The sequence below is a fragment of the Citrobacter sp. Cpo037 genome, from assembly GCF_030332945.1.
GTDB lineage: Bacteria > Pseudomonadota > Gammaproteobacteria > Enterobacterales > Enterobacteriaceae > Citrobacter > Citrobacter portucalensis.
Genome location: NZ_JAOWGW010000032.1, coordinates 1 through 779 on the forward strand (window position 1 = coordinate 1; position 779 = coordinate 779).

The 779-nt window shown below is 57.5% G+C and carries 1 protein-coding gene; it reads left to right on the plus strand.

Annotated features, from left to right (window positions below):
* Positions 1 to 779 (plus strand): Ig-like domain-containing protein (locus OGX94_RS02915; RefSeq protein ID WP_286568664.1); only part of this gene is annotated, 779 nt, incomplete at both ends.

Genomic DNA, 779 nt, shown 5'->3' on the forward strand with positions numbered 1-779 from the left:
GCCGTTGGTGGCGATGCGGCCGTCAACGACCCGGTGACCGTTCGCGTGCAGGGGCAGGATTTTACCGGCAAAGTCGTTCATATTAACGGCGAGCTGCGTTACGAAGTGGCGGTGCCGGTGGGGACGCTGCACGAAGGTAAAAATGATGTGCAGGTGACGCTGGTCAGCCATGATGCGGCGGGGAATGAAGTCACCGCGCAGTCGCATCGTACCGTAGCGCTGGATACCCATGCGCAAAACACCATTAATATTCACGATGTCACCGCCGATAACACCCTGAACTTTACTGAACTGTCCGCCGCCCGGCAGACCATTACCGGTATTGTGCGCGGGGAAGACGCGAAAGTGGGTGATCCGGTACTGGTGGAGATCAATGGCCATCAGTACAGCGGCAAGGTGATTGATATGGGTAAACATACCCTCGGTTACCGCATTGATGTTGACTCTTCGGCGTTCTCTGACAACGTCGGTCAGGTGCTGAAAGATGTGAAAGTACACGTCAGCGTCACCTCCCACGATGCGGCGGGCAATCTGGCGATTGCCACCGACACCCACAGCGTGCATGTCGACAACTTCGCGGAAAACACGGTACATATCGATACCGTGGCGAACGACAATGTGGTCAACGCCATTGAAAACCGGATGACCACGCTGATAAGCGGCGTGGCAGGCGGCGATGCCAAAGCGGGTGATGCCGTGACCGTCAGCGTGCAGGGGCAGGACTTTACCGGCAAAGTCGTCAACATCAACGGCGAGCAGCGCTACGAAGTGGCGGTGCC